The organism is Bifidobacterium sp. MSK.13.1 (genome assembly GCF_019131435.1).
In the GTDB taxonomy this organism is placed as follows: domain Bacteria; phylum Actinomycetota; class Actinomycetes; order Actinomycetales; family Bifidobacteriaceae; genus Bifidobacterium; species Bifidobacterium pseudocatenulatum.
Window position 1 is genome coordinate 1 of record NZ_JAHOMM010000009.1, and the last position, 23,082, is coordinate 23,082.

Annotated in this window: 15 protein-coding genes; 4 read left to right on the forward strand and 11 right to left on the reverse strand. The window is 56.4% G+C overall.

What is annotated here, in order from left to right; all coding sequences use genetic code 11:
- Positions 1–520: 520 nt before the first annotated feature.
- Positions 521–2,953 (reverse strand): DUF6541 family protein, encoded by a 2,433-nt coding sequence (locus KSY55_RS08000; protein WP_254881889.1) that lies wholly within the window; start codon positions 2,951–2,953, stop codon positions 521–523.
- 251 nt (positions 2,954–3,204) lie between these two features.
- On the opposite strand from KSY55_RS08000, the gene KSY55_RS08005 reads away from it, so the two are divergent.
- Complete coding sequence (locus tag KSY55_RS08005; protein WP_117612427.1) at positions 3,205–4,530, forward strand: ABC transporter permease; 1,326 nt, start codon at positions 3,205–3,207, stop codon at positions 4,528–4,530.
- A complete protein-coding gene (locus KSY55_RS08010) occupies positions 4,527–5,711 on the forward strand; it encodes an ATP-binding cassette domain-containing protein (protein WP_217749680.1) in 1,185 nt (394 codons plus the stop codon). The genes KSY55_RS08005 and KSY55_RS08010 overlap by 4 nt, the downstream gene beginning before the upstream one ends.
- Positions 5,712–5,829: 118 nt before the next feature.
- Here KSY55_RS08010 and KSY55_RS08015 read toward each other — a convergent pair whose 3' ends face one another.
- The 5 genes from KSY55_RS08015 to KSY55_RS08035 form a co-directional block, all read right to left on the reverse strand.
- Positions 5,830–6,621, reverse strand: coding sequence for an HD domain-containing protein (locus KSY55_RS08015; protein WP_004223407.1), 792 nt, complete (start codon positions 6,619–6,621; stop codon positions 5,830–5,832).
- A gap of 124 nt (positions 6,622–6,745) precedes the next feature.
- The gene (locus KSY55_RS08020; RefSeq protein ID WP_004223410.1) at positions 6,746–7,630 is read right to left on the reverse strand and encodes a class II glutamine amidotransferase; all 885 of its coding nucleotides are present in this window, start codon (positions 7,628–7,630) and stop codon (positions 6,746–6,748) included.
- A 201-nt stretch (positions 7,631–7,831) separates the two neighbouring features.
- A complete protein-coding gene (locus KSY55_RS08025) occupies positions 7,832–10,009 on the reverse strand; it encodes a KUP/HAK/KT family potassium transporter (RefSeq protein ID WP_004223414.1) in 2,178 nt (725 codons plus the stop codon).
- Between the two features lie 231 nt (positions 10,010–10,240).
- Complete coding sequence (locus KSY55_RS08030; RefSeq protein WP_217749679.1) at positions 10,241–11,197, reverse strand: TatD family hydrolase; 957 nt, start codon at positions 11,195–11,197, stop codon at positions 10,241–10,243.
- Positions 11,198–11,318: 121 nt separating this feature from the next.
- Positions 11,319–13,679 carry an alpha-L-arabinofuranosidase C-terminal domain-containing protein gene (locus KSY55_RS08035; protein ID WP_004223420.1) on the reverse strand — a complete coding sequence of 787 codons (2,361 nt, stop codon included), beginning with the start codon at positions 13,677–13,679 and terminating at the stop codon, positions 11,319–11,321.
- Positions 13,680–13,702: 23 nt separating this feature from the next.
- On the opposite strand from KSY55_RS08035, the gene KSY55_RS09140 reads away from it, so the two are divergent.
- Positions 13,703–13,918 carry a hypothetical protein gene (locus KSY55_RS09140; protein ID WP_254881890.1) on the forward strand — a complete coding sequence of 72 codons (216 nt, stop codon included), beginning with the start codon at positions 13,703–13,705 and terminating at the stop codon, positions 13,916–13,918.
- A gap of 6 nt (positions 13,919–13,924) precedes the next feature.
- On the opposite strand, the gene KSY55_RS09145 is transcribed toward KSY55_RS09140, so the two are convergent.
- Positions 13,925–14,068, reverse strand: coding sequence for a hypothetical protein (locus KSY55_RS09145; protein ID WP_022245600.1), 144 nt, complete (start codon positions 14,066–14,068; stop codon positions 13,925–13,927).
- A gap of 243 nt (positions 14,069–14,311) precedes the next feature.
- On the opposite strand from KSY55_RS09145, the gene KSY55_RS08045 reads away from it, so the two are divergent.
- Complete coding sequence (locus tag KSY55_RS08045; RefSeq protein ID WP_126016625.1) at positions 14,312–15,544, forward strand: LacI family DNA-binding transcriptional regulator; 1,233 nt, start codon at positions 14,312–14,314, stop codon at positions 15,542–15,544.
- A gap of 85 nt (positions 15,545–15,629) precedes the next feature.
- Here KSY55_RS08045 and KSY55_RS08050 read toward each other — a convergent pair whose 3' ends face one another.
- From KSY55_RS08050 to KSY55_RS08065, 4 genes are all read right to left on the reverse strand, one after another.
- A complete protein-coding gene (locus KSY55_RS08050; protein ID WP_217749686.1) occupies positions 15,630–18,068 on the reverse strand; it encodes a glycoside hydrolase family 36 protein in 2,439 nt (812 codons plus the stop codon).
- A gap of 163 nt (positions 18,069–18,231) precedes the next feature.
- Positions 18,232–18,954, reverse strand: a complete 723-nt coding sequence (locus tag KSY55_RS08055) for a hypothetical protein (RefSeq protein ID WP_217749678.1) — start codon at positions 18,952–18,954, stop codon at positions 18,232–18,234.
- Between the two features lie 194 nt (positions 18,955–19,148).
- On the reverse strand, positions 19,149–20,936 hold the full coding sequence (locus tag KSY55_RS08060) for an ABC transporter ATP-binding protein (protein ID WP_217749677.1): 1,788 nt from the start codon (positions 20,934–20,936) through the stop codon (positions 19,149–19,151).
- A gap of 30 nt (positions 20,937–20,966) precedes the next feature.
- Positions 20,967–22,829 (reverse strand): ABC transporter ATP-binding protein, encoded by a 1,863-nt coding sequence (locus KSY55_RS08065; RefSeq protein WP_004223442.1) that lies wholly within the window; start codon positions 22,827–22,829, stop codon positions 20,967–20,969.
- Positions 22,830–23,082 lie beyond the last annotated feature (253 nt).

The window sequence follows — 23,082 nt, forward strand, 5'->3', positions numbered from 1 at the left end:
TCATTGACTATAAAGAAGTAGTACAAATACGCTCTTGAGTTCTCAAACCACCACCACTCACCCGCCTCGAGGCACCCCAACCGGGGAACCACTCGCCGAGCGGCAGCAAGAGATAAACCTACAGCACAATCCCATTCCACGCAAATCGGGCATGACAAGACAAGACGCGAACCCTTGCAAACACTGGAAAGCGTCGGCGTGTCGAAAACACGGGAAAACGGGCTGCGGACGCCATCGCGTAGCGAAAGACCGTCGGAAAACCCTGAAACACCTCACCGCAAACCAACATCCGGGCGTGTCGCAACCACACTATCCGTTTACGGCCCATCCCCCAAGCCAACCCATCCGAGAAAACCTCCCAGCCGAAAGCTGAAATAGGAGAAACAGAAGAAAGCAGATAAACGAAACCGCACCGCCGATCGTTGTCCTGAACACATTCAGATCTCAACTGATCGAAAGTGCGGTTTTGCATATGCGCGTGCAAGCGACGGCAGAACAAGGCAGCGCAGCCAAAAATCGATTAATCGGTGCAACCGAAACGGTAGAGGGCCCAACCCTGGCCGTATTGCGAATAATCGGCAACCTTCACCAACGTGCCGCCATCCACATACGTATCAATCAATTCCTCATTGTGGAAGGAATCGTACTGGGCGCGATACGGGAATGACTGCAGACTCTGCGCCTGGTCGCCCATCGTAAGGAAGTATTCCGGAGCGTCGGTCAGCGGACATACCGTGCCGAGCACCTGCTGCGCATCGCCGGAAGCAAACGCGGTCTCCACTTTGCCGAACGGAGCGGATGGCACATCGGTGCGCGCATTGATGATCGGATACAGCATGTTCGCGTTGAACAGCGTCTCCGCATACATCGAACCGTTCAACGGATCGGAAATGATGGTGGCCTGGGTGCCCGTACGTTTCGTGACCTTGCGCAGCACAGCGATCTTTTGCTCGGTGAGCTGCTCGTTGGGGTCGCTTTGGTTCAGACTGGAATGCGCGATGATCGTGTCGCGAGCCGCGGAACGCGATGGGCATACGATCTGCGCGGAAACCGCAAGTATCGCAATCACAAGGAATACGGCGATTAGGACGATCCAATTGGAAGCGAAAGAAGCGTTCTTCACGGAAGAAACAGCAGACGCAGAAGAAAGGGAAGGAACGGAAGAAGCACTATTCTTCGTGGAAAAGGACGATGCAGAAGGAGCGAAAGAAGCGGATGCGGCGCACGCGGAAACGCATTCGGCAAGAGCGTTGATTCCAATGACAAGCAGCGGCAGCGTGACCAGCGGAAGCATGGTCATAATACGGTTTTCATCGCGATACCACGGAGCGCTGATGATATTCGGCAACGCGCCGACCAGCGTGACCGTGCACACATACACCAGCGCGACCAGCAGGAATGCGGCCGTCAACGCAATCACGTCACGCAGGCGATCGTTGCGACGAAGTCGAGATGATTCGGACGACGCGGACGCGGCATCAGTGGCGTTGGAGTGCGACGCAGGTGGCGGACAGGAAACGGAAACCGGGGAATCAGCGGCGGAAACCGCAATATCAGAAGTCGAAGCATCAACATCGACATCAGCAGAAGCCACGGGAACCACAGTGGAAGCAGCCGACGAAAACGAATCCGAAGCACGCGCAGCCGCGCGGCGGGAAGCGCAAACGAAAGCGGCCGCAGTTCCCGCAATCAGCAACAGTGCGAACAGAATCGCAGGAAAACCGTCAAGCCCATCCGTGAGACAGAACGAAATCGACTCCCACAAATTCTTGGACGGCTGATGGCTATGGAACCAGGAATCGGGATTCGCCCAACGGTCCGATTTGAACGACGTCAGCATCAACGCCACAAACGCCACCGCACCGACGCACATGGCAATGAACGCGCCAAGAATCAGCTTCCACGGCAAGCGCAGCACAATGAACGGCACCAAAATCAGAGCATACGTGAATGCGATACGCGGGTGCGCAACGAGGCAAACCACGCCTGCGACAGCAGCGATCGCAAGCCATTTTGCTATATGCTCGCGCGCGGCGATCGCATCGAACAAGCGCAATGTGGCGGCGATGAGGAACGGCAGCAGCGACGTGGCGAAACCGAATGCGATCAGCGGACCGGCATTCAGCAGTCCGTACGGGTGGCACACCGAGCTGACGGCAAGCACGGGCACGAACAGTCCAATCAGATTCTGCAGAACGAAAGTAGCGTCGAAAGTGACGTTATATTGCCGATTCACAGCTGACGATACCTGCTGATTTGAAACATTCGACGATTCAGATACGGACGACGATTCAGGCGTAGACGATGCTTGAGAAATACGTGAAATTGGATTGGAAATTGGATTACCGCGATTCCAACGTTGCAGGAAATACCTGCATAATACCAGCATTCCGGCAGGGAAAATCACGCCCGAAGCAATGATCCACGTGATATTGAATGCCGCGTAGATCGAACATTGCACGCCGAACAGCGCCGCGATCTTAATCACAAGGTAAGCACAGATGTGAAACAACGGCGGATAAAACGAATCATGCGGCCACAAATGCAGAGCCGCCCCCAATCCCTCGTCAAGCAGACGGTGAATGAAATAGTAATGCGCGGGGGCATCGCTGCTGACGATCGGCGTATTCCACACCGTGGAGGGGAACCACGCAATCACCAGGCATAGTGCGGACGCGACGCCGATAATCGACGTAAGCCACGGCAATAACGCGTGACGCGATGCAGGACGCAGCATCGCGTGGCACCGCTGCAGGCCATGTTTCTGCCCGGACGGACCGCCCTTGGCTGAATCATTCCTGGCTGGACCATTCGTAGCCGAACCATCCTTGGCCGAGCCATTCTGCCGAGCCTGAGTCTGCACATAAGCCTGCACATGAGTTCGCGCACGAGCCTGAGCCGAGCCACAATCGCCCGACACGGAACCGGTATTCGTAATCTGTTCGGAAGTCATCGATTCCATCGTAGCGAGTGCCGCAACCATGCTCAACGCTTATTCTCTGGAATCACTTTTCAGGAATCATTCAGACTTCATGCAGGGGTATAACAGTGTTGCGCAAGAAAACAATCACGTTGGAAGCCCAAGATGATTGCACGGGACGCATCATGCGCTACGGGCCTGCCTTGCTGCGGAGCGCGCGTCCCGGCCAACGCTGACGTCGGCATGCGCCGGCGCGCTATAACAGAGAACTGGAGAAGTACCGCATGTTCGTTCTCAAGAACGCATGGGCGGCGCTTGGTCGCGTCAAATGGCGCACCGCGCTGATCGCCCTACTCGCACTACTGGTGTCTTTCTCGGCTGCCGTGGACTTGGCAGTGATTCGAGCCGACGACACCGCCAATAATGAAACATACCAGTCGCAAAAAGCCACGGCGGTGATTCGGCCGAACGCGCAAACACAAGCCAAGCGCGACGGTGCCGATTCCAGCTATACCGACAAGTATTTGACGTGGGAAAAGTACAGCACGTATGCAACGGCCGCACAGAGCAACAACGTGACCTTCAATTACACGTTGGCAACATCGGTGCCGGTGCGCGAAAGCAAGTCGTTGCAGGCGATCGCCGCGAAAAACGACACCAGCGAAGACAAGACCGGCGGCAACCTGACCCTGCAGGCGTTCTACACGTTGGATGCCGCGAAAATCAACGACTACGGCTACTACAAGGTAGTCAAAGGCAAGCATCTGAGCTATAAGACGCAGAGCGACGGCGTACTCATTTCGCAGGCGCTGGCCGATAAGAACAATCTCAAGGTCGGCGACAAAGTGACGGTCGGCAATCCGTCGAAGGCTTCCGACACATACACGTTCACCGTGCGCGGCATTTACGAATACGACAGCGACGTGCCGGAAGGCAACGGATCCGACGCGAAATACGCAAAGGACAATCGTGAGAACGTGATCTACACGACGTATATCAACTTCGCCAAGAACGGGCTTGACACGACGGAGGCCACGGGATGGGCCATTCCGAATCTGAATATCATCTTCTCGCTGGCGAATCCTTCCACCTACAACACGTTCGTGCGCTTGGTGAAGAAGGCCAAGTTGGACACGAAGACGTACGAGATCACCTCGCCGTCGCTTACCGCTTACAAGAAGTCGATCGAGCCGCTTGATTCCGCCGCTTCGGCAGCGCGCATCATGCTGATTGCCGTGACGATTGTCGGTGGCATCGCTTTGCTGGCATTGATTGCATGTGCTGCGATTGGCGGCCGCCGCGATGAGATCGGCATGGCGATGATCACAGGTGTGACCAAGGGCCGTTTGGGATGGCAGTTCATGCTGGAAACGTTCATGATGACGGTTCCGGGTTGGATTGTCGGTTTGGTTGCGGGCGCGCTGTTGGCGAAGCCGATCGGCACCGCATGGGCCGGCGGGCAGCCTGTGTCGATGACGTCCGCTTCGGTGTGGAACGTGATCTGGTACGGCTTGGGCGCATGCCTGGTGCTTGGCATCGTGGCATTCGCGCGCGTGGCCTGCTTCAACCTGAACCAACTGTTTGAGGAACGCTCGGAGGTGAAGGCATGAGCGACAACATGAATGATAAGAACGAGAACCTCGACGAGACCGTGGTCGACGAGACTGCCGAGACCGCATCAAACGAGACCGTCGATGATGTTGCGACTGACGATATTGCAGCTGACGCATCTTCCGCTGATTCCATTGAATCCATCGATTTTGCGGTGGTATACGACGATGACAATGCAGATATCGAAATTGCCGCAACTGACGGCGCGGAAATTTCCGACGATGTAAACGATGGCGATACTGCAGTAGCTGCCGACGGCGATGCTGTGGTATCTGCAGATAATGCAGATACCACTGAAGTTGCAGATGACGCTGCAACTGCTGCTGATACTGCGGATGGTTCGGATGTGGTCGCCAACAATGCGAATCAGGTGAGGGAAACGCTTGCCTTGCGTTCTTCCGACGAACCGACCGTGCTGGAATCACATGAAATGGTGAAAGCCGATTCCGCAACCAGCGTCTCCTCACAGCTCGACCGCGAAATCAAGCATCATCGCAAGAAGGATGCGTTTTTCTTCAAAGCGAATCCGACGTTCGCACTCGATCATGTGACCGTGATCAATCGCAAGACCGGCCGCAATATTCTCGACGACCTATCGCTGTCGTTCCATGCGGGCGCCACGCATGCGGTGCTCGTGGACGCGGAGGATCGCGAACAGCATCAGGCGTTGCTGGCCACCATGGTCGGCATGGTACGCACGGACCGCGGCAACGTGATGCACAAAAGCACCAACCTGAGCGACGTCGAACCGGTCGAAATGTTGGGACACCGCATCGGATTCATTCCGCAACGTTTCGCTTTCCGCCCCGACCTCGACGCGGAAAGCAATGTACTGTACGCCATGGATGCGTCGAACCGCAACTTCCTCAAGCCGAAGCCTGTGATCGCCCGCGAACTGCTCAAGCGCGTGGGCTTCGCCGAAGTGACGTCCGGCCTGGCAGTCGGCGAAGTAAGCGAACTGAACCAGCGCCGCGTGGCCATCGCTCGTGCGCTGAGCTGCGAGGCTGAAGTGATCATCGCCGACGAGCCGACCGCTGGATTGGATGCCGACGATGCGGCCGTGGTGTTGGATCTGTTGAAGAAGTTCAAGCGCGATGCCGATCGCAGGCGCGCCATCATCGTGGTGACCACCAATCCGGAGATCGCCGATGCGATGGAGCACAGCGTGGAACTCGACTAGCCGCCTACTGCAACGGGCGCACGAACATAGACTCTTTCGTGCGCCCATAGGTAAGCCCTTTGGAATTCTGGTTTTAGCCAAATTCCAAAGGGCTTGCGTGTTCTGGAAACGGTCTGCCCTACTCGACGATACGCATGTGGTACTGCTCGGCGAGCGGCGTGACGTCAAGCACGCCGTATCGTTCGAGCAGCCGCAGCCATTCGCGCCTGTTACTTTCGCCGAAACGGGCCGCCTTGCGCGCATAGGCTTCGGCCGTCAGGAACTTCGGCGGAATCGACTTGCTGTTGTACTTGTCGGCCACCATCACCACTTCCTGCTCAAGATTCATGGGCACATAGTCAGCCGGAGGCAATGGCAATCCTTGCGATTCCACCGCTTCTTTGGTGAGTCCCACACCGGTGTGGTTGCGCGCGAACTGCGCGATAGACTCGTCAACACCCTCATTCAACAAATATTCGTAGCCTTTAAGCCCATGCCGCACGTAATTCGGACCGTCGAATTTCAGCGGTCCACCGTCGGAACCGTCTTGCTTGAGCAGAAAATACGTGCCGATATCATGCAGCAGACCACCGATCACCACCAGATGCTCGTCGATCAGCCTCGGCGGAACGGTCCCACCCGTAAGCCCGTCCGATGATGGAATGGAGGGGATGCGAAGCATACCGAACGATTCGCTTCCATTGCCGTCTTGCGTAAGCCTAAGGCCGAAATCGCCCGCTTTTTCAGGGGCATCGTCCGGTAGTGTGCAGCGGCGGGTGAACAGTGCATTCTGCCTGCGTGCCATGCGACGTGCGATGTCGGCGACGACTACGCAATGTCCGTGAATCAAATCGTATGCGGCTTGCGATTGCGCGATTTTTCGATGCAGTTCGTCAACTTGGGCGAGTGTAGGAATATATCCGGTTGTCATACCGCCTATCTTAGGCGCTGTATGACGATTGCCGCATGCTGAATCCGGTCGAAAAAAAAACTGGAAATCCCCGATGAAAGTTTCAGCCGAAAAATTCCGAAATACGGATTTCAGATTACGGATTTCAGATGGAACGCACACGGAATGCGCCGGTACGGTTGGAAGCAACGATCATCTGATTGTTTTCCAAACGAGTCCAGCCATCTTCGGCACACTGATCGAAACCGGAGCTGGCCACAACCACGCCCTTCGGCTGGCCTGCAGCCTGATCCGCTTCGGATTCACCGAGCGTACGATAGCGCATCACACGATAGTCATGCGCCTGGTCGCCACGGCCGTACTGGTCATAGATTTCCACAATGCGCTTGGACGTGACCTCACGACCGGCCGCGCACAGAGCGATGAATTGGTCTTGGCTCTGGATCATGCAGTTGTAGCTGGACTTCGGATAGCTTTTGCGCAGTTCGCGCACCGCCTGCGCGACCGCCTCGTCGAGTGCGAAACCAAAACCGATGTACTGCAGGATCACTGCGAAGAAAATGGCGGAATCGGAACGGCCGCCAGTGGACTGCACGATGTTGGGATCGACCGGGAACGCGCGGTTGGTGATGATGTTGCGACCCTGATCGTCGGAAATATCGCCATTGTGGATGAAGCTCAATCCGTTGGCGTAGAACGGCTGCTGGTTTTCGAGAATCAGCGGCAGGTTCGAGCTGGCCAAACGCAGGTGCCACAGGCCTCCACGAGCCGGAGTGTTCGCAAGCTCGTCGAAAATCGGATCATGTCGGGCTGCGATCGTGTTCTTGTAGACGGCGGTGCCGGTTTCCGGGGTGGGAGCGCCACCGTCACGCAGGTACGGCGACTCGCTCGGCACGGTGACCAGCGCGGAGCCCCAGCCATCGTTGTGGATTTCGCTCAGATTCCGGAAATCGCGTACGGCCTGCATGCCGAGCACGCCATTGAGACTGGTGTTGCTTCCGGCTGCCGCGAATCCAAGTAATCTGCACATGGTTGATTACTCTACAGGGCTTGTAATGCAACGCGCGCATATGGCTATCGACATTGCTTATAGCGTGCGAAAAACAGCGTGATTCCAACGATTCTTCGAGATAAGACCATGCAAAAACCTACAAAATGCCCTACGAAAACGGGCTGCGCGACGATGGCAGATACGATCGCCATCATCACGCAGCCCGTTTCACGGCTTGTTTCACACACGCTTTAGCCGCGGAGGACGCTGAGTCGCGAGGAACAGCGGCTGTATCTCAATCAGCGGATTGTAAGGCGCAAGGCCGAACCATTTGACCGGAGATCCCGCAAAATGACGAATCGCATACTTGACTTCCAAAGAAATCGCGCCACGCTGCGACACCTTCGACTCAGGCATAAGCGCCTTGTGTATCAGCACATATCGAATCGGACCGATATTCGGATCAGCATCAAGCTTCGGATAGCGGCTTTCCTGCCTCGGCAGATCCCCCGACTTCGACAAATCGTTCATGATCTGATGAATGTAAGCTGGAATCGACTGAGAAACCTTGAAACCAAGCCGAATGCGAACACGGAACATATAATCCGTACCGAAATTCTCAACCGAATACTCGCGGGTGAACGGCTCATCGGCAGTCTCGACGGAAACCGCCCACCAAGCGCGGGCACGTTTTGGATGGTCGGCGAAAATCGAGAAGAAGATATCGGTATCGATACGCTTCGTCTCCGGATCCGACGTGAGATAGACGATATTGTCGGCAAAATACGGAATCGTATCGTCATCATGCAACCGCTTCAGCACCGGTAGGCATTCGGCGGGCTGCATATGGCGACGCTGCGCACGTTCCAGCTTCGTGCCTTCGTTCCACGTGTACATAACCAGCAGAATCGCGAAGGTAAGCAGCATCGTGAACCAACCACCATGCAGGAACTTCGCCATGGAAGCGAAGAAGAACATGAATTGGATCGCAAGGAACAGCACGGTGAATACGACCGCTCCGATACGACGCCCCGAATGCCAGATGTAGACGGCAAGCAGAATGGTGGTAGTGATCATGGTGATGGTCAACGCCAGACCATACGCCGCGGAAATATGCTCGGAATCACGGAATAGCGCCAAAACCAACAGCGTGGAAACGCAAAGCACCGCATTGACCACAGGAATGTACAGCTGGCCGCGGGTACGGGCCGGGTAACGGACCTGAAGATGCGGCATCCAGTTCAGATGGGTGGCTTCAGACACCATCGTGAACGCGCCGGTGATCAACGCCTGCGATGCGATAACGCCCGCGACCACGGAAAGCACGACGGCCACGTAACGCACGCTGGGCGTCATCATTTCGAAGAACGGGTTCAAACCGTGCGTGCGGATGTAAGCCGAATCATCCCAATGATTGAGCATCCATGCGCCTTGGCCGAAATAACAGAGCACAAGCGCGATTTTGATGAACGGCCACGTGAAATAGATGTTGCCACGGCCAACATGACCCATGTCGGAATAAAGCGCTTCGGCACCGGTGGTTGACAGGAACACCGTACCCATGATGGCAAGCCCGGCGGCATTATGGCTGCTGAACAGGAATCTGACACCGTACACGGGGTTGAGCGCCGCGAACACGCTCCAATACTGACTGAGGTTCGCCAAGCCGACAACCGCCAGGAACGAGAACCAGACAAGCACGACCGAACCGAACGCCTTGCCGATACGCTCGGTGCCACGCGACTGCACAGAGAACAGCATCAGAATGATGGCCGCGGTGATCATCAGGGTCAGCTGCTTGTTTTCAGTGAAAAGTTTTTCAAAAGCTGGTAGCGTCTCCAAGCCTTCCACTGCCGAGCTGATGGACACAGCCGGGGTGAGTACGGAATCGGCGAGGAACGCGGCGCCGCCGAGCATGGCAGGAATCGCAAGCCATGCACCGTACTTTCGAACCAACGAGTACAGCGCGAAAATGCCGCCTTCGCCCTTGTTGTCGATACGCATGGCAATCAGCACGTATTTGACGGTGGTAATAAGCGTGATTGACCAGAACACCAACGAAAGCACGCCAAGCACGGCTTCGCGGTCGGCATGCGCAAGTCCGCCCTGCCCGTTGAGGAACGTCTGCATGGTGTACAGCGGCGAGGTGCCGATATCGCCATATACCACGCCCAACGCCACGATCGCCATGGCGGGCGTGATTCTGTTTGGACCGGATTGCAGACGGCTCCACCAACGACCGACGGGACCCTTGCTGGCCACCTGGTCAAGTTTGGCGGCCTCCTGCTGTTTCTCCTCGTGCTGCTTGATCAGCACCTGTCGCTCTTCCTTAGTCAGCACCTTGTGCGAAACCTTCGGCGCCTGCGTGTATGTGGCTGCGTGAAACAGCGGCTCATCCTCGTTTGGCTCGTTAGCCATAACGCTACCTCCAAGTGGCGGGCCTTCCAACCCACTCCCCAAAATAAACGCAAAAAGGCACGTTAGGAGCCTTACGAAGTCTTGTCAAATCTTCACATTGTTTCTTGCGATTCTTGATCTCGCACGAAGTAAACTTCCTGTGGGTTTTTTTCTATTTTACCTCTTGTCTTTCTCTTACTCTCTCTTATTTTCGGATAAATCGTTTCCGTCCTGTCGATTTTCGGAATTTGTTCAGATTCCGTACACTTCGCGCGTGGTCTTTCGCGTTGCCTGCGCGACTTCCGTCAGCGGTTTATCGAGATAATTCGTCAACGACTGCAGGGTGTAGGGGATCATGTATGGCGCGTTGGTGCGGCCCCGATACGGCATCGGACTTAGGTAGGGGGCATCTGTTTCGACCATGACATGGCTCAATCCGACAATGCGCGCCGACTCGCGAATACCATCGTTGCCCTTATAGCTGGATGTGCCCGAAAGGCTGAGATACCAACCGTTTTCACGTGCGATCTCACCCATTTCGGCATCACCGGAATAGCTGTGGAACACGGTCCGTTCGGGAGCGCCGTCCGCCAGCAGCGTTTCGATGACTTCCTTATGTGAATCGCGATCATGGATCTGCATGGGCAGGTTCAGTTCTTTCGCGAGCGCGATGTGCGCGCGGAAGGCTTCTCGCTGCAGTTCTTTGGCGGCTTCTCCGGTGCGGAAGAGGTCCATGCCCGTCTCGCCGATGGCCACAACCTGGTTGGGGTAGGCGGTGGCGAGGCGGTGCACTTCGGCCATGGCGTCTTCGAAGCTGGTGTCGTGCCATGGCTTGTATTTGAGCGGCAACCCGTCTGGGCCCGGCACCCCGCGGTGACCGTGGAGCACGGATTCGTTGGGGTGTATGGCGATGGCCGCATGCACGGTTTGGGGGTGTTCGCGTGCCATGTCGATGGCCGTCATGAGGTTCGGCAGTTCGCATCCGCAGTCGATGACGCCTTCGACTCCGACTTGTTGCGCTTGGTTCAGCAGTTCGTCGACGCTGTATACGGGGACTTCCGGCTGTCCTTTTTCTTGCGCTTCGTGGCTCATGGCCCGCGAGAACGGCACGACGGACGCCACATGCGTGTGGTTGTCGATGACGTGCGCGTTCTCGGGAAGTGGTTGCGGTGCTGGCGCCCAGCTGCGGTCACGATGGTGTTTGCTCATGCCTCCAGCCTACGCTCGATGGCAGTCTTGCTTCGGAAGCCGCGTTATTCATCGATGGCAGTGGGATTAACCAACGCACCTCCATATGTTTTGCGGCGTAGCGCTGAAACGCTTTCCGCGATTAGTCATGGAGGGTGAGGGTGGTGAAGGACCAGGAGGGGGCGGTGTAGGCGCCGCTGGTTAGGTCGATTGCGGTTTCAACCGGAACGGTTGGCGAAGCCTTGCCGATTTCACCGGCGTACGGGTCGGTTCCGGCGAGCACGGTGGCGGTTGCCGAAGCGCGGGATTCCGCGGAAACACCAAGCTCTTCAAGCACTTGGTTCAGATCAATCTCGGCTTCAGCGTCGAGCGCGTTGACGATACGCACGTAGGTGACGCCTTCAGCATCATTGCGAGCCACGGTGACGGTACGGCGGGGCTCTTCCGGCTTCTCAACACCCTGTGCAACAAGCTCTCCATCGATATACAGCTTCATGCTTTCGCCGCGATCGGCCACTTCGATGCGCACCTGCCACACGGTTCCGGGGAACACTTCGTCCATGGACCATTCGGTGCCGTCAAGATTGTAGGCGGTACCGTCGCGCACCACCTTGATTTCGAAAGCACGACCGAAGGAGGTGATGTTGTGGTTCTTGCCGTTGATGTCGCCGTGGACCAGCTGCAAGCCCCAACGACCCTGATAGTAGGTGATGGTGGCGTTGATGGTGTAGGCGTCAGAGTCAATGTTGAGGCTCGTGTTCATCGGACCATTGCCTGCGTAATGGCAGTCCTCAAGATCGACATGGCGGCCATCAGCGGTGTCAACGCTGAAGTTGGTGATGTCGGCGTGAGCGGCACCTTCCAAGCGCAGGCCAACGGTTGGTGGCAGTTCGCGACGCAGCGTGGTCTTGCCTTCCACCGCGACCGGCCATGCGGTATCGGACGTGGTGGTGGCATACATCTGCTGCACCCAGTAGCTGTACGGCAGGTAGGTACGTTCGTTGTCGAAGTAGATCAGATCAGGATTCCAGCTGTGATGCCCGTTCTTGGCAAACAGCGGCGCATACGAAGACATGACCACGGCATCGCCGTTCAATTCCATGCGACCCATGAACGCCGCTTCGGAAAGACCGTTGATCAGCTGCGTGTTCCACGAACCATACTCGCCCAAGTACACCTTCGGGCCCTCACGATCCGTGGTGTCGTAGTGGTCGAGATTGTGGAACCACCAGCTGGAGGACTGATAGGAATGCTCGTCAACGATGGGAACGCCGGCTTCACGCGCATACTGCCAACCAGCCTCGTAGTCGGGACCGCTCGGAGCCGGACCGACCGTGCCAACCACAACAATATCCGGGTAGGTGGCCTTGACCGCGTCGAAGATCTGCTGGAAGCGGTTCCTGAACACGTCATCGATGAGATCTTCGTTGCCGATGCCCAAATATTCAAGGTTGAACGGTTCCGGATGACCCATGGCGGCACGCTTGGCACCCCATTCGGTGGTCGCGGCATCGCCATTGCAGAATTCGACCAAATGCAGCACTTCATCGATGTATGCCGGCATGTCTTTCTGCGCGATCGGCACCGGGCCCTGACTGGTGTTCTGGCAGCTCACGGCGGCGGGCAGCACCGGCAGCGGCTTCGCGCCAATGGTTTCGCACAGGCACAAGTATTCGTAGTAGCCGATACGGAACGACTGGTGGTAGCCCCACAGGTTGAAATTGTGCGGCCGATGCTCAACATCACCGATGGTGCGATCCCAGTGGTACATGTTATCCATGCCAAGACCGTGGGTGATGCAGCCGCCCGGGAAGCGCATGAAGCGCGGCTGCAGGTCGGCGAGCGCCTTGACCAAATCGGGACGGAAATGCTTGAGCCCGTTGTAGGTGGTGCGTGGTTCGAGGGTAACGAAATCAAGATCGACGGTACCTTCCGTGGTGAAGGTGAGTCGCAAAGCGCCTTCATGTACAACGATGGCATTGCTTTCACCGGAAACCGTCAGCGAAACCTCTTGCTTACGCCAATCGTTGGAATCGACGGTGATATCTTGTTCTGCAATCGCATTTCCATCGTCGTCAATCAGAGCGACGGTGACGGGAAGTGCAGAAGCTTCGCAATTGCTGGAAATACGCATCCATGCGGAGAAATCGTAGGTTTCGCCGGCACGGAAGACCATGCCGTCCCAGCCGATATTTTCAAGCGAAGCCGGCGCCTGTTCGACTTCGACGGACGCATAGTGCGGGTTTTCTTCGGCTACCGGATTGTCGGTGAGCACGTCGAAGGCTGCGAAGGAGCCGGCGGGCACGATTTTGCGCCAGAAGCTGTAGTTGCTCCAGTCGGAGGAGTCGGCGCGATTGTATTCGAATGCGCCGTTCTGTACGAGGTCGGCGTTGAGTCCGCCGTCGCCGGAGTAGCTGATGTCTTCGTAGAAGATGCCCCACAGGTCGGTGCTGATGTTGCGCACGCCCGCCTTGTTGAGGGTTGCGATGAGTTTGTCGGTCATGGTGTGTCCTTGGATGGTGTTGGTTGTTTGTTGGGTTGGATGGTGTTGCGGTACGTGCGATTGGTTGCGATTCGACGTCTGTCTGGCAGCGTTTCGTCATCGGTCGACCGCCGGCCGCGCTCGGGGAAGCGCCGCTCATCGGGAATCTGGCGACCGTACGCATCGATGCACAGCGGGGTGCCGTCGGAGTAGCCGTGCGCATGGGCGTTGGGATCGAACCAACCCGCATCGATGACTAGGGTGTCTCAGCCGGCGTCCTTGAGGTGGTCGGCCATGAAGCGCGCGTTGGCCAGGACCTCCCGATCGGTGACGGTGGTGCCGTAGGAATCCCAGCTGTTCCAGCCCATTGGCGGTCGCCATGCTTTTGGCAGATCCTCGGTAGTCGCCATTGCCTTCTCCTTGTACAACGTTAGAAAAGCGTGCCGTTTACAGTATCTGACGTCATCCTTGACTTACTTGTTCGACTTCATCATCTTGGAAAACTTCAGATATGTACCGTTACATATTTTATAGCATATTTCAGAAATCACAATCATGATAGGATATCGGTGATTCTTTGAAATTTCAACGATTACCAGAAAATCATCATATATAATATCGTTACAGAAAAACTTGGCTGTAAGGAGCGGTGCATGGCAAACGGCAAACCGACATTGCGCGACGTGGCGGCGGAAGCCGGCGTCTCCCCCATGACCGCATCGAATGCGCTGCACGGCAAAGCCGGCGTCAAGGAATCGACGCGGACCAAAGTGCTGGCAGCAGCGAAAAAACTCGACTATCGCATCAATCTGACAGCCAGCATGCTCAAATCAGGTCGCAGCAACATTATTCACATCATCGTCAACGAATTCGATTCGCCGTTCTATTCGAAGCTGACGCAAACATTGAGCCGCGAGATCACCTCACGCGGATTCACGCCGTTCATCGAGCAAACCCAGTATTCGCCGGACGCGGCCGAACATGCGCTGACCAGCAATCCGTTCTCAGGGCAGCTCTTCGACGGTGAGATTCTGCACGCCACCGGATTGGGCACGAATCTACCGCTCGCCAAACTCAACGGCGGGCGCCCTCTCGTACTGCTCGACGCATGCGAGGAAACGCCAACCGTGGATGCCGTGAATTTTCCCAACGAGGAGGGCGAACGCGCTGCGATGCAGTATCTGATCGCCCAGGGATGCCGGAATATTGCGATTGTCGGGCATACGTTCGTGCCGCGCGCCGAGTTGGCGCATGCGCAGAACGCATTTGCATTGCGACTTCGAGGAGCGTGCGCGGCGTTGCTGGACGCAGGATTGCCATATGACGAAACCATGGTGTTCGAAGGCGGTCGCTCCGACGAAGGCATTACCGCCGGGCACGCGATCGCCGAACGGATCATGGCGGCGCGAAGGACGGGCTGCGGAGCCGGCGCGGGTGCTGGAGACCGCGAAACAGGCACGGCCGGAACCGCCGATTTCAACGATGCAAGCGGCAAGATTACGGGCAGATCGATCGAAACGACCGACAAGATTCCCGCAATCGCGTTCGACGGAGTGTGCTGCGCCAATGATTTCGCCGCATTCGGCGTGATTCGCGGCCTCGCCGACTATGGCATCCATGTGCCGCAAGACGTGAAGGTGATCGGATTCGACGGCGTGACTTCCGGAACCTACGCCACCCCTTCGCTGAGCACCATCCAAGTGGATCTCGACCAGCTTGCCAAATTCGCGGTCGATATGATTGTCGAACGGATCGAACGCGGCGAAGTGAATGATAATTCCAGCAATGCCGGAAATTCCAATGATGCAGGCACGGTGCTGCCGCCGAGCCGCGCAACCATCGGATATCAGTTGGTCGAACGTGAATCCACGACCGCGATCATATAGCTATCGTGCGTTCCGCGCCCGATTGCAGTGGAACGCACGATAGCCGGAAATACGGCATTTCAGCGATTGGTTGGCTCAGCCCCGATCAGTCGCGGCGGCGAATGGCAAAGATGCGGGCGGAGGGTTGCTTGGAGGTGGCGGCGTTCAGGCGAACCGTTTCCGGATCCATGCGTTCGATAGTCCACGGTTTGGCATTGGGCGCATGGTCCGGTTCGGCAGGATTCGGGAACACCTGTTCGATGGTTTGATCCGCATCCAACGGCATGTTCACGGACGGTGTGCCGCCGCGACGCCACACGATGATGTAGTCGGGCTTATCTTCCGGCTGAGGTTGCTGATCGTTCTGCTCGGCAGCCTGCTCATTCCAAGCGGATTTGCCGTACACATACGCGTCACGCATATCCGTTTCGACATGACGCAAGCCGACGGCAAGCCAATCGCCGTCGAAGTCGGGAAGTCCGGACGGCCAGAACGGCACCATATGCTGCTGGTCGGCAAGTACACAACGATGTAAGGCGATAGCGTCGCGAACGAGCGAAAGACGCGGCTCCGTCATGCGATCGATGAAACCAGACAGATACAGCCTGCCGAGCACACCCGTAGCAAGCGTGAACACAGCAGTCTCATCATCCATCTCTTGCTGAGCGTAGCCCCAATTACCCTGCTGTTCCGGCAGAATCGTCATACCTGCACCAGCCGCAATCGCAGCATAAATCAGAGGATCGCACTGGTCGGAAGTGGACTGCAAATCCAAGCGGGACAACTGCGCGTAATCGGCGCGCATGGCACCGGAACCGCAGTTTTCGATCATCACATCCGGATGACGGCGACGCAGATCGTCAAGCCAATCCACATATGCGCGGCAATGCTCGAGCAGGCCATCGCCAACGGACTCGGCATTCAAATCAGTGCCGACGCCGGGAATGGTGTTGTAGTCGAACTTGAAGAACACCGCACCGAAATCGTCAATCAAACGATCAACAGTACGCGTAACATGCTCTCGCGCTTCGGGAGAACGGAAATCAAGCAGATAACGACCCGAATCGCACACGCGAACACCATGACGCTGGAAGAACGCGGAATCCGGCAACATGCTCGCAAGCGGCGATTTCACGCCGATCACTTCAGGTTCGAGCCACAGTCCCAAGCCCATGCCATGAGCACGAATCGTGTCGGCAAGACCGCGCAGACCGGCGTCGCCGAAACGGTTGGTGGAGGCCTGCCATTCGCCGACCATGTCCCACCAGCCGCCGTCGGTGCTGTCGTACCAGCCGGCGTCAATGCAGAAAACATCCGCGCCAACGCTTGCCGCACCTTCAATCAGCGGCAGTTCCTTCTCAATACGAGGGTCACCGAACAGCGTATTCATGTAATCGTTGTAGATCACAAGACCCTGCGTATGCTCGAACTGATCGACGCGCCCCAACTCACGAGCCTTGGCAATGCGCAGCGCACGACGCTGCAACGTCATTTCGGCAACAGCCTGCTGCCAATCGCCTGCGGCAATGGCAAACGACACAGGAACGGACTCGAAATCATTGCCTTCACCAAGATTGGTGAACCAACCATGATCCTTATATTCCGGACCGAACGCAGTGACGTGCAGACCGGGATCGTCCTCGCCGACTTCCCACTCCCACGGACCGTTATGCTCGATCTGCCACATTACGGAAAAATCGCGGGCGCGGCGTACCGAACCTTCCACCTGCAGAATGCCGGCCGGCTCATGCTCTCCCGAGCTCCATGTAGAAGTCGAGCTCATGGCAAAACGCGAACTAGACTGACCAGGATTGATTTTCTGGTTGCGGTTACGCACCTGAGTGTCACGCAGCGGACGAACACGCCAATCGTTTTCCACAGCCCAAGCGGCATCGCCCCAGAAAATATTCGAACGATGCACCTTGCCGCAGTTGACGCGCATCGGAACGGTCAGATTCAACGACGACACCGCTTCAATCGGCAGTTGCTTGGCGGACTGCAGACGCGTGTAGGTGCGCACTGCGGAAAGATTCGGGAACGCCTCGAATACGGAAGTGACCACCAAGCCTGCATTGGAATCGGCGGAAACCGCCTCGGACGCGGAATTCGCGGCGGAATCGGCTGCGTCACGTTCGCTTGCCGTCGGCTCGAATTCACGACCTTTCGGTTCAAGATCGGCATACGGCGCGAACTGCGTGATCTCCAAACGGAACGGATCGGCGGAACCTGGTTCAGGCTCGGAAGCAAGCGCGGAAACGAATCGCAATTGGCTGCCGGCAACTGTGGCAATCAGCGTCAGTCGGTTGTCTTGCGAACCGGTATTGGCGGCACACACCTCAACAATCGGACGCGGATCCTTTTCAACCACTGGCTTTCCATCGTCAGACAAGCGACCATCGATCGGAACCATGTTGCGCCCTACAACGTTGCAGAGGCGAACGGGGGAATCGGCGGCAATGTCAAACAGCATGGAGACCACACCATTGCCCCATTCAAGGCGCCCATCCTGCCGAGGAACAAGGGGAGTCATATTGCCGTTCTCCATTGCCATCTCCTTCGAATTCCGAATGCCGCCTATCCGTTGACGTGCATCGTTTGACGTACCCTCACTAGCTTAAGCGGAAAACGGGGCAACCGCGATGTGCGTGTCTACGCACATTCAGCAAATATTCAGCAACTGAAATGACCGTTCGAAGACCAGCAAATACCTACTCGAATTGCAGATATTCCACGAATTGAATCGGCATATCCTTGGATTCCGTGATATTGCTGAATCCGAGAATAACCCCTTCTTTCGGCAGTCCCTTCATGGAAGTCCATGTTTTCGAATGGGACAAGTCGAATCCGACAGCGTCGTTCACATCGGAAACCGGATTGCCTTTGGCGTCGACCAGCGCATCCTTGACCTGCTCAAGATCGGCGGCACTCATCACTTCCGCGGGTTTGGTGATGTCGCCGCGATCATTGACTTCGGCGAAAATATCGGCTTCGGCAACAATCATGTTGATCTGACCTGCCGAAACGCGAGCCGTCAACGATGCGGAACCATCTTGCGCGGCATTCTCGCTAATCGCAATGGAGGCATCCGTCCGCACGAGACGCTCGTCTTCAATACCTTGCGTCTTCACAAAATCAGCGCCCAACGCATCAATCTGTTCGGAATATTCCGCCATATCGACACCTTCAAGACTCAGCTCGGCCTCGGGACCTTTGGTCACATACGAGATGACGAAAGCAAGTACCAAGCCGACCACTGCGATAATGATCAGCACATCGGTCAGAAAGTTCTGCTTGAAGTACGGCCACTTGTCTTTCGGCGGCAGCTCGCGGAAGGTTTTGAATTTCGATTGCTTCGCATACACGTTGGTGGATGCGAGCGCTGCGACCGCATCTTGCTGCTCCTGGGTGAGAACTGGCTTCTCTACTGCCATACCAAACCTTCCCGCGTTGTTTCATCGACGCATTCACGCGTCATCTTCATGCGCAGCAACATGCGTTGCTTTCTGACTTCCCTATCTTCCGCCTCGTACCTGATAATTTGCGGCTAGCCGCCGGCCGAAAAACGACAAGCGGCTAGCAGGAAGGCTGATTTCAAGCCAATCAGTCCAAGCCCTAATCAGCCCATTTAGACCTTGATCATGGCGTATTGGGAGTCGTAGAGGCGATAGTAGGCGCCACGCTTGGCGAGCAGCTCGGCGTGGTTGCCTTGCTCCATGATCTGCCCATGATCGATGTAGCAGATCATGTCCGCGTTCTCTATGGTGGACAGTCGGTGCGCGATGATGAAGCTCGTGCGTCCCTTCAGCAGGTGGTTCAATCCGGCCTGAAGTGCCTCTTCGGTACGCGTATCGATATTCGACGTGGCCTCGTCGAGAATCAGAATGCGCGGATCGGCCAGCAGCACGCGGGCGAATGCAATCAGCTGACGTTGACCAGCGGAAAGCGTGGAACCGCGCTCCTCCACCACCGTGTCGTATCCGTTCGGCAAATCCATAATGAACTCGTGCGCATGCACCGCCTTCGCGGCCGCTTCGATCTCAGCATCGGTCGCATCCAACTTGCCGTAACGGATGTTCTCGCGCACATTGCCGGAGAAAATGAACGTATCCTGCAGCATGACGCCCATCTGCCGACGCAACGATTCCAATGTGACAGAACGCACATCATGACCATCAATTGTGACCGAACCTTCTGCAACGTCGTAAAAACGCGACAGCAGATTGATAATCGTGGTTTTGCCGGCACCGGTCGGACCAACCAACGCAACGGTGCTGCCTGGCTCAACATGCAGATCAACCAGATTGAGAATATTGCGACCGTCAGGCTCGTAACGGAAAACTACATCGTTGAAATCGACGCGTCCTTCGATTTGCGGCAGTTCAGTCGCGTCAGGCGCGTTACGAATCTCCGGCTGCACGTCAAGCGTTTCGAAAATACGCTCAAGATATGCGGAACAAGTGATCAGCTGATTGTAGAAATTGCCGATGCTGATCACCGGATTCCAGAAATTATTCGCATAGCCAACGAACGCGATCAGCACGCCGGTGGAAACGTTCACCGCGCCGAAGCCCGTGACGCCCACATAGTAGATGAATGCGATCGTCATGACGGAAATGGTTTGAATGCCCGGCCACATGAGGAACTGGATATGCACGGCCTTCATCCACGAGGTGCGCACGTCGTCTTGCTGCTCTTGGAAGGTTTTGAACTGCGCCGCCTCCTGGGCGAAGGTCTGCGTGGTTTTCACGCCGGTGATCGACTCGTGAATGAACGCGTTGAGATTGCTCTGCTTGTTCGACAACATCTGATACGCGCGGCGCTGGAAATGCTGCAATACCAGCACCCACGCGATCAGGAACGGGAAGAGCACCAGGCTGAACAGCGCAAGCCGCCAATCGACCACGAACATGACCACCAGCGTGATCAGGAAGGTGAATACGTCGGAAATCACATTGATCAGGCCGGAACTCAACGTGTCGGAAAGCGTGTTCACATAATTGACCACGCGAATCAGGATTTTGCCGTGCGGACGCGAATCGAAATAGCTGAACGGCAGCGTCTGAATATGCGTGAAAATATCGCGGCGCATGTCTTTCAACATGAGCTGACCGACGCGAGTAATTTCGACGGTACGATAACGCAATCCAAACTCATACATCACAATAAGTACGGCCATCAACCCCGTTAATTCACCAAGTAAGGTGAGATTTTTCGAAGGAATCGCGCTGTCAATCATGATTTTCGTCAAATATGGCACGACTACCGCAATGCAGCTCATCATGACGACGACGGCAAGAATGCGTATGATTCGTGACATATACGGCTTTACATAGACGCCGATGCGCAGAATATCATGCAGGTTGATCTGTTCTTCCAGCTCTTCATCTTCGCGGTATGTGTTACGTTTTGCCATGGGTTTTCCCCCTTTCCTGCTTTCCCGCGCCTACGCTTCGAAACCTTGCGAACGACCCGCCTGCAAGCCGAGCTGCCTGTAGTAGATCTCCCAATATCGGCCGTGCGCGGCCACCAGTTCGTCATGCGTGCCGCGCTCCACAATGCGGCCATGCTCAAGCACGAGGATCAGATCGGAATCTTTCACCGATGAAATACGGTGTGCGATGGTGACGATGGTTTTCTGTTCGTCCAGTTCGCGCAGATGGCGCTGGATTTCCGCTTCCGTTTCCATGTCGACGGCGCTGGTCGTATCGTCCATGATGAGGATCGACGGATTGTCGGCGAGCGCGCGTGCGAGGCTCAGGCGCTGTTTTTGGCCGCCGGAAAGGCCGACGCCACGCTCTCCGACCACGGTATCGTAGCCTTCCGGCATGCTGCGGATGAAGCCGTCCGCGCCGGCGATGGTGGCCATGCGGCGAATGTACTGTTCGTCGTATTCGCGTTGTTCGCCTGCGCCGAAGCTGATGTTGCCGCCGATGGTGTCGGAGAACAGGAACGTGTCTTGCGCCACGACGCACACTTGCGAGCGCAGTGTGGCGAGCGGCCAGTCTCGCGCGTCGACGCCGTCGATGAGCACATGGCCTTCGGTGGGGTCGTAGAAGCGGGAGATGAGGTTGACGAGGGTGGATTTGCCCGCGCCGGTTTCGCCGAGAATGCCGAGTTTGGCGCCTGCCGGAACATGGAAGTCGACGTCTTCGAGCACGAGGGTGTCTGGTTCGTCGGGGAAGGCGAAGCTGACATGCTGGAAGTCGATGCTGCCTGCGATGCGGGTTGTGTTGGTTGTTGCAGCGGTTGCAGCCGCTGTGCTGGCGTGATTCGCGTCGGCGCTGTCTCCCGGTTTTTCCGTATTTTCCGGCTTTTCCGTAATACGTGACTGAGCGGTGAGCAGTTTGCGGATTTTGATGCAGGATGCGTTGAATCGCTGCCAGTCGTTGATCAGCCATCCGGATTGGCGTACCGGCCCGTCGATCATCCACAGGTAGGAGTTGAACGCCACGAGATTGCCGAGGGTCATGCGCCCGGTGATGACCAGGAATCCGCCGAATCCAAGCGTGATCAGCTGCAGTGAGAAGCCGAGACCGTCGAGCCATGGCATGTATTTGCGGCTGTTGTAGGCCTGGTCCATGTTGCGTTGCATGTAATCGTCGTTGTGTTTGTCGAATTTTTCGGTTTCATACGGTTCGCGCACGAACGCTTTGACCACGCGGTTGCCTTCGATGTTTTCTTCGACCATTGAGTTCATTTCGGCAAGCGAGTTGCGGATGGCGAAGAACAGTGGTCTTGCGTGCGTGGAGAGTCCGCGCGTAAGGATGAAAATGAACGGCGTGACGCATGCGAGCGCGAGCGCGAGCCGCCAGTCGATGGTGAACATCATGGCGAGCGCGCCAATGAACATGACCACGCAGTCAAGCACCTGGTAGCTCACCCAGCTCAGCGCGTGGCGTATGGCATCGGTGTCGGAGGTCATGCGGCTCATGATGTCGCCGGTACGCGTGTGGTTGAAATAGGTGAAGTCGAGTTCGTGCAGTTTCTCGTATTCGTCGCTGACGAGACGGAATACGGAGTTCTGCCCGAAGCGTTCCATCCACATTTGGTAGCCGTAGCGCGAGGCGACGCGCACGATGGTGAACACGATCATCATGATGCACAGTCGCGTCAGTTCGTCGACTTGGCCTTGCACGATGACACGGTCCACGATGAGGCCTGACAATAGCGGAATGATGAGCGCCATGGTGTTGTTGACGCAGAACAGCACTATCGCGCCGGCCACTCGTGGCAGGTCGGGTTTGCAGTATGGCAGGATCCATTTAAGGTTGCCTGCTTCTGTATTACGATTCGGATCGACGTACATACGTAGCGTTCCTTCGGATTGTTTGCTGGTTGTCTGGGTTTTCGTGGGTTGGTTTTGCGTTTTTGCGTTGCTTTTACGGCCATTCGTTGCCGTTACGATTCACGTCCGTCGTTTGTCGAGCGTCCCGTTGCCGTCTCTCTCGGTCGAAACCCCTGTTCGGATTCGCAAACGCGACTTATTCTATGCGAACCGTTTTTTGATGCAACGTGAGTGATTTCGGCGTGTCGCAATCGCAATAAAATCAACGCATGTA